The 7,957-nt window shown below is 46.2% G+C and carries 5 protein-coding genes and 1 tRNA gene; 2 read left to right on the top strand and 4 right to left on the bottom strand.

The window, feature by feature from the left end:
- Window positions 1-186 precede the first annotated feature (186 nt).
- The 4 genes from AC23N5_RS23830 to AC23N5_RS23815 all read right to left on the bottom strand — a co-directional run bounded on the left by AC23N5_RS23830 (window position 187) and on the right by AC23N5_RS23815 (window position 4,729).
- Window positions 187-257 (bottom strand) — tRNA-Gln (locus tag AC23N5_RS23830).
- Window positions 258-393: 136 nt separating this feature from the next.
- The gene (fabD, locus tag AC23N5_RS23825) at window positions 394-1,269 is read right to left on the bottom strand and encodes an ACP S-malonyltransferase (protein WP_487757536.1); all 876 of its coding nucleotides are present in this window, start codon (window positions 1,267-1,269) and stop codon (window positions 394-396) included.
- 95 nt (window positions 1,270-1,364) lie between these two features.
- Window positions 1,365-1,754 carry a thiol-disulfide oxidoreductase DCC family protein gene (locus AC23N5_RS23820; RefSeq protein WP_487757535.1) on the bottom strand — a complete coding sequence of 130 codons (390 nt, stop codon included), beginning with the start codon at window positions 1,752-1,754 and terminating at the stop codon, window positions 1,365-1,367.
- 113 nt (window positions 1,755-1,867) lie between these two features.
- Entirely contained in the window at window positions 1,868-4,729 is a 2,862-nt protein-coding gene (locus tag AC23N5_RS23815) for a T9SS type B sorting domain-containing protein (RefSeq protein ID WP_487757534.1), read from the bottom strand.
- 315 nt (window positions 4,730-5,044) lie between these two features.
- On the opposite strand from AC23N5_RS23815, the gene AC23N5_RS23810 reads away from it, so the two are divergent.
- Entirely contained in the window at window positions 5,045-5,830 is a 786-nt protein-coding gene (locus tag AC23N5_RS23810; RefSeq protein ID WP_487757533.1) for a succinate dehydrogenase cytochrome b subunit, read from the top strand.
- Window positions 5,831-5,942: 112 nt separating this feature from the next.
- Window positions 5,943-7,931 (top strand): fumarate reductase/succinate dehydrogenase flavoprotein subunit, encoded by a 1,989-nt coding sequence (locus tag AC23N5_RS23805; RefSeq protein WP_487757532.1) that lies wholly within the window; start codon window positions 5,943-5,945, stop codon window positions 7,929-7,931.
- The last annotated feature ends 26 nt before the right edge of the window (window positions 7,932-7,957 follow it).

The following is a 7,957-nucleotide window of genomic DNA, read 5'->3' as shown; positions in this document are numbered from 1 at the left end:
AAAACAGACAGGTTTGATTAAAACACAAACCTAAAAAAATACAACGCTCTCCACAAATTTTGAACTTGATCCGTTTTTATACCTTAGTAGCCCCGATGCTTTTTCGTCGGGGTTTTTTGTTTTTTGCCCACAGCTAGGGGTAGGTCAATAAACAAAAAAGCCTCTCAATTGCTTGAGAGGCTTCGGTTGGCGGACAAGGACTCGAACCCTGAATAAAAGAACCAAAATCTTCTGTGTTACCATTACACCATCCACCAATTCCGTTTTGGTGGTGCAAAAGTACGGCTTTCTTGGTTACGTGTCAAGCGTTTTTTGGAAAAAAAATGAGAATAAATTTTTCAAAAAACGCCTTTCGCTTGATATTCAGCGGCTTTGTGTAAATATTTTTTTTGCTTAAACCGCCGCTGTTGCTGCTTCAGGGGCGATTTTTTTAACCAATCCTTGAAGAACTTTACCTGGTCCACATTCCACAAACTCGGTTGCGCCATCTGCTACCATGTTTTTCACCGATTGCGTCCAGCGTACTGGAGCCGTGAGCTGTGAAATGAGGTTGGCTTTGATTGTTGTAACGTCGGTAGCAGCTTGGGCGTTTACATTTTGGTAAATAGGGCAACGTGGTTCGGTGAATTGCGTGTTTTCAATGGCCGCTGCCAATTCTTCGCGGGCAGGCTCCATCAGTGGTGAGTGGAATGCTCCACCTACAGGAAGTGGCAACACGCGTTTGGCACCTGCTTCTTTGAGCTTTTCACCAGCCAAACGAACTCCTTCGTGTGAGCCTGAGATAACTACTTGCCCTGGGCAGTTGAAATTGGCCGCTACCACGACTTCACCTTCTACCGAAGCGCAGATTTGCTCGATTTTTTCGTCGTCAAGCCCGAGTACGGCTGCCATGGTGGATGGCGTTAGCTCACAGGCGCGTTGCATGGCAGCCGCACGCTGAGCGACCAACCGAAGGGCGTCGTCGAACGACAATGCGCCTGCCGCTACCAGAGCAGAAAATTCCCCAAGCGAGTGGCCTGCTACCATCTCGGGTGCAAAATCGGCGACGGTCGAAGCCAAAATAACGGAGTGTAGGAAAATCGCAGGTTGAGTAACATTGGTTTGTTTGAGTTCTTCGTCGGTTCCTTCAAACATGACCTTGGTTATCTCAAATCCTAAAATTTCGTTGGCTTTATCGAAGAGCGCGCGCGCTTGAGCATTGTTTTCGTAGAGGTCTTTGCCCATGCCGCTAAACTGCGAACCTTGGCCAGGAAATACGTATGCTTTCATTGATTTTTAGAAGCCCTCCGCCCCCAAGAGGGAGTTTAGTTTGATCGTTGAATGGGGCAATGTGAGTGCAAACATACAAGGCTTGCCCCAAACTATCAAACAATAAACAAGGAGCGTTCTTCGGGAGTAGGAATGCGGCAACTTTCTGATTTTCCAAAAATTCGGTATCGGTTACGGGCAACAAGCCCATAGAAAGCGTCTCGAATAAAGCGGGGAAGAACAATAAAGCCATACAACCATGACCAGCTTTTGAGATAACGGGCAATTTCTAAGGCTGCTGTTGACTTCTGGTAGAGTTTTCCGTTGCGAAGCAGAAGGATAGTGTTCAATTCAACGGTTGAATACCCATTTTCTTGAAGCGTTTTCTGGCCTAATTCGGATTGAAGCGACGCGAAACGATAACGATGTGTCGAATCATGAGTAATGATAAAATTGACACTTGCATTGCAAAAGTTGCATACTCCATCAAAGAAAATAATATCCATTGGAAAAGAGTGTCGAATGAGTGAATGACGAGTGTCGAATTTCCTCCTTTTAATTATTGCATGAAACCTATGAAGCTGAAGTTTCCCGCAGCTTCATAGGTTTTGTCCTAATCTTATTTAATCAGCTGAATCCATCCTTTTAAAGTGAGGGGTTCGCTGGTTTTTTGCAAAGTTTTGAAGGTAACGGTTACTTGATAGTAATAGGTTCCTGAAGGCAAGTCTTGGCCATCCGACGTTTTGCCATCCCAATTGATAGTTGGATTGTTACTTTCAAATACCTTCGTTCCCCAACGGTTATATACCACAAACGTGATGGTTTCGATAAAGGCAGTACAAGAGAGTGGGGTAAACAAGTCGTTTTTGCCGTCACCATTAGGCGTAAACACGTTGGGTAATTTTAGTGACGTACAGTTGTCGTTACAAACGGTATTACTCTTAGCACTTTCAGTACCAAAACGACTGACTGCTGTCACGTAATAACAGCCCGCGTAGGAGTCTAGCCCCGTATGTCTGAAGGTGGTTGTTGGGGCAGTAGTTTGTCCTACTTTAGTAAAAGGATCTTCTGGATAACGGGTAAAATAAACATTGTAGCTAACCGCAGCCGCACATTCTTGGTTGTTGGAATCTCTGACAGGGTAAGTCCAGTTGAGGGTATTGTTAACGACCGAAGAGGCACATTCAAGTCCTGTAGGGTTATCACAATTGAGGGCATCAATGGTCAAAACGGGTGGGCAAGGTTTGGTGCTATCGGCGGGAGCGGCACACACAATTTGCGAGAAATTATACAGTTGCCCCACTCTAATCCGAGGGCTATCGTAAGTGCCTACCGTTTCAACGCGGTAGCAGTACGTAGAATCGGTCGAGAGTTTGATCGTGTGCGTACCATCTGCTGTAAAACGATCGGTACCATCGTCGATATAAGTAAAGGTGCTTGCACTTTGCACAGACACTTCCGCGATGAGGTTAAACGTACCTGGGCGATTTCTAACTTCCCGATACACGCGGTGTCGTTGGTTTTCGTTGCGCCAAGGCACTACTGCTTGCCAGTTGAGGCGTAAGCCTTGGTTGGCAGGAGCAACAGATAAACGAACGCTGCTGGCGGCCTCCGTAACTCCGAGACTCGTGAGCGTACCGTTGAGGGTATGGAAAAACTCTAAACGGTAGCGATAGCCGTTTTGAACTGTATTGAGGTTACGATCCACATAAATGGTATCAACCGTAGCGTCTAAGTTGGTATTGATGGTGGCAATAAGGGTGAAGTCGGTGCCATTTAAGCCTGTTGCTCTCGACAACCGATATTGGTAAGGGCCAGGGACATCGCTTGCTTTAAACGGCGGACGAGTCCATTTTACCGTAATAACACCTCGGTTTGTGCTGGTTGTATCCACGGTTACGTTGGTGAGCACAGGGGTTTGCGCAGGTAGGTCTAAGCACGTTTCGTCCGAAAGTGGGCTGAATCCGCCCTGTGGAAGGGCGTATGCTACACGAATACGGTAGCTGTACTGAACACCGCCTCTTCTCAAACCAAGACCGTTGTTGTCATCAGTAAAAGTAGTAGCATTGACAGGAACGCGCCCTACCTCAGTATAGCCCAAAGCAAGTGGGTCACCTGGGTTGGTACATCCGCTGAAAGTTCCACCCGAACATCCTTCTTTTCGATAAATAACCATTTGAGCTCCAGGTAGCTGGCAGCGATAGGAAGTCCAAGTAAGCGTAAAGCCTGCGGCTGTGCCCGTGGATGGGGTGGCTGTAAGGCCAGAAGGTTTGGGGGCAACAACCCGAATGGAAAACGATTCGAGCGAAGCCAATTGAATTTGATTACGTCCAGGTAAATCTTCGACCTTGATAACGACATCGTAAGGCGCTTCACGAACGTGGTTGCAATTGGTCAGCCAACGAAACGTTCCTACGGCAGGAGAGGCTTGCGATTGGCTCACCGATGGGGTAAATGTGGCATAGTCGGTCGCAATCAAAGGAGGACTAATCGGTTTTCCTTGGGGGTCTAAGTTAAAGACTCCTCCGTATGCCGAAAATATCAGACGATTATTGTCGGGGTCGGTAGCACGGGCTGTTTGGGAGGCGATTTGCCCTGCTTCTACACACACATTCGCAATGGGGTCGAGCAGTGGCCGTCGGTTGGGACCATCGGCTACTACAATTTGCATATCTCGGACTACCTCACCAATCTTGACGCCGTCGCGCCATTCTTCAATAATAAAAGCAACATTATAAATCCCTGTCCTAGCAGGAGCATCCCAGCACAAATCTCCCGTAATGGGGTCGATGGTGAAGGTAGCTGGGGCATTTTGTAATTCGTTTTTTGCATCAGGATCTACGCCAAGGGCAGGATCACGATACCCATTTACGTTGCGGTTGATACAGGTTCCTGGAGTTCCTTGTTTTGGAATAGAAAGACGATAAGAAAGGCTATCGCCATCGGCATCAAAAGCCGCAGGGTTATGGCAGAATTTTTGGCCAGTACGTGCTGAATCCAAAGGAGGGTTGAGCATGACGGGCGTGCGATTGAGCCCTAGAGAGGCATTGATAACCAAGACAGTTTCTACGTAAAACGGCGTATTGACTGAGTTAGACATATTAACTACGCCATCGTTGCGGTTTTCAATACCCACTGAAATGACATATACCCCAGGGGAAGAAAACGTAAACGGCTTACTGAAAGTGTTGATCGTAGTTGCTACGTTGATGGGCGCTCGTCCAGTCCGTTCAACCAGCAATGTGGTTCCTGCCCCTCCGTTGAAAGGACGAATACAGAACGTCACGTCGTTTTGGCCTTCGCTGGCCATGCGCCCCCCAATTTCATCATGGTAGGTCGTGAGGGTTAGCCTATAAGTAAGATCTCGGTCGGAGATGCGACTTGCTGTAATCTCGCCCGCGCGAACGTGCGTGGCATAAGAATAGTATGCACTACAAATGCACAACCAAAGAAGTAGAATACGTAGTGTCAAATTCCTCATGGGTAACTATGGGGTATGATTGGGTACAGTGTCGATTGCAGCTAGTGGTCTGCAAATAGTATTTTTAAAACGAATATTTCAGGAAAATGGTGTAAATTTTATTGCTTTTTCCACCGCTTTCTTTTTTAGAGACGTATTTTTTGTGCTTGATGCTAAAACAAAAAAATGACACACTCAGTTACAAATTTGTGCTTTAAATGACTATTGCTAATTAGCAAAAAAAGTTTAATTTTAGATTGTTTCTAAATTAATTGAGACCTACTTTTGACCGCTGAAAATAGTAATAATCATCGTTTTAATTTAAAAAACTTAGATATGTCTTGGGTTACTCAAACACTATCAAGCTCAATTGGAAAAAAGTTGGTCATGGCCCTTTCTGGCTTGTTTTTATGCTCTTTTCTGATTGTTCACATGAGTGGAAATTTACAGTTGTTCAAACATGATGACGGCTTGGCCTTCAATGTCTATGCCGTTTTTATGACCACCAACCCCCTCATCAAAACGGTTTCGTACGGCCTGTACGCGCTCATTTTATTACACGCCTTTGAAGGTTTGTATTTGGCAAAACAAAACCGTCAAGCGCGTGGAAATCAGCGCTATGTGGTTTCTAACGGAAAAGCAAATAGTTCATGGTTTTCGCGCAGTATGGCGCTGCTTGGTACTATTTTGCTTGTGTTTATCGTCGTTCACATGTCAAACTTCTGGTTTGAATACAAGTTTGGATACGTGCCTTACACGCAGTATGAGCAAAACCTCGTCACTGGTGAAGTCGTAGCTACTCCTTTCGAAGGTGAAATCAAAGGCAAAATGGAGGAATTTGTACGTGAAGAAAACCAAACGCGCGTGGTAATCGTGAAAGACTTGTACCGTAGCGTAATGGAAGGGTTCAAAAACCCAATTTTAGTACTTTTCTACGTGCTTTCTATGTTTGCTGTGTCGTTTCACTTGGTGCATGGCTTTAAGAGTGCTTTCCAAACGTTGGGAATCAATCACTCTAAGTACAACCCTTTACTCAATTTCTTGGGCGTTGGGGTATTTGGTATCATCCTTCCAATTGGTTTCGCTTTGATGCCTTTGTACTTCTTTTTCAAGAGCATGTGATGATGAATGTGCCCATTTGAGAATTTGAAAATGTGCTAATGAAGCACAACCAAGTTCTCACTATTACATCATTTTCAAATTATCGAATTTTTCAATTTTCAAATTAGAAAATATGGCAACATCACCAAAATTGGACGCCAAAATCCCCGATGGGCTGCTTGAAAGTAAGTGGACAAAGTACCGCTCTACGGTAGCGCTCGTCAACCCCGCCAACAAGCGGAAACTCGAAATTATCGTTGTAGGAACTGGTTTGGCAGGAGCGTCAGCTGCTGCGACGTTGGCCGAACTAGGATATTCTGTGAAAGCTTTTTGTTTTCAAGATTCTGCCCGCCGTGCGCACTCAATCGCCGCCCAAGGGGGAATCAATGCTGCTAAAAACTATCAAAACGACGGTGACTCTACCTATCGTTTGTTTTATGATACCATCAAAGGAGGTGACTACCGCGCTCGCGAAGGAAACGTTTATCGCTTGGCACAGGTATCAGCTTCAATCATTGACCAATGCGTAGCGCAAGGTGTACCTTTTGCCCGTGAGTACGGCGGTTTGTTGTCAAACCGTTCGTTTGGTGGTACCCAAGTACAGCGTACCTTCTACGCCGCTGGTCAGACGGGCCAACAGCTTCTTTTGGGAGCTTATTCGGGGCTTCAACGCCAAGTAGGATTGGGTACGGTAAAAATGTACTCGCGTCACGAAATGCTCGACGTCGTAGTGATTGACGGCAAATGCCGTGGGATTATTGCGCGTAACCTCGTAACGGGTGAAGTAGAGCGTCACTTTGGCCATGCGGTGTTGCTGTGTTCAGGAGGCTACGGAAACGTATTTTACCTTTCAACCAACGCCATGGGCTCCAACGTAACGGCGGCGTGGAAAGCACACAAAAAAGGAGCGTTCTTCGGAAACCCTTGCTTCACACAAATTCACCCAACTTGTATTCCTGTTTCGGGTGACCACCAGTCGAAACTGACGTTGATGTCGGAATCTTTGCGTAACGACGGCCGTATTTGGGTACCTAAAAAGAAAAATGATACCCGCCCTGCGGACCAAATTCCAGAAGACGAGCGTGATTATTACTTGGAGCGTCGCTACCCTGCGTTTGGTAACCTTGTACCTCGTGACATTGCCTCGCGTGCCGCCAAAGAGCGTTGTGATGCGGGCTATGGCGTAGGAACGTCGAAAATGGCGGTTTATCTCGACTATTCGGCGGCGATTCAGCGCTATGGAAAAGGCGAAGTGAACAAATTGAACCTCCATGACGCGTCGGCTGAAAAGATTACCGAACTCGGTAAAGCCGTGGTAAAAGAGAAATACGGTAACTTGTTTGACATGTACAAACAAATCACAGGCGAAGATCCCTACGAAGTGCCAATGCGTATTTATCCTGCGGTTCACTATACCATGGGTGGCCTTTGGGTGGATTATAACTTGATGACAACTGTACCAGGTTTGTACGCACTAGGAGAAGCTAACTTCTCTGATCACGGTGCCAACCGCCTCGGAGCAAGTGCCTTGATGCAAGGCTTGGCCGATGGATACTTCGTGATTCCTTACACAATCGGAGCTTATTTGGCCAACGAAATCCGTACCAACGCGATTTCTACTGACCACCCTGCGTTTGTGGAAGCCGAAAAACAAGTAAAAGACCGTATTACGAAACTTGTTTCTATTCAAGGAAAAACCTCGCCAGAAGCATTCCACAAGCGTTTAGGAAAAATCATGTGGGATAAGTGCGGTATGGCACGTAACGAAGCTGGTTTGAAAGAGGCTATCTCAGAAATCCAAGCATTGAAAAAGGAATTCTGGTCTGATGTTCGCGTAATGGGTGATGTCGATGAATTTAACCCTGAACTTGACAAAGCTGGCCGCGTGGCTGACTTCATTGAGTTGGGTGAATTGATGTGTCGCGATGCCCTCAACCGCAACGAATCGTGTGGTGGTCACTTCCGCGAAGAATACCAAACCGAAGAAGGTGAGGCACTTCGCGATGACGAAAACTACATGTACGTAGCGGCGTGGGAACACCAAGGTGAAAGCCAATGGGAACTCCACAAAGAGGATTTGGTGTATGAAAACATCAAGATTGCTCAGCGGAGTTATAAATAATGAGGTAATTTGAAAATGTGATAATT

This window comes from Runella sp. R5_40, from assembly GCF_057652295.1.
The sequence above is the reverse complement of the archived record's forward strand: the minus strand, read 5'-3'. Positions and strand labels throughout refer to the sequence as shown.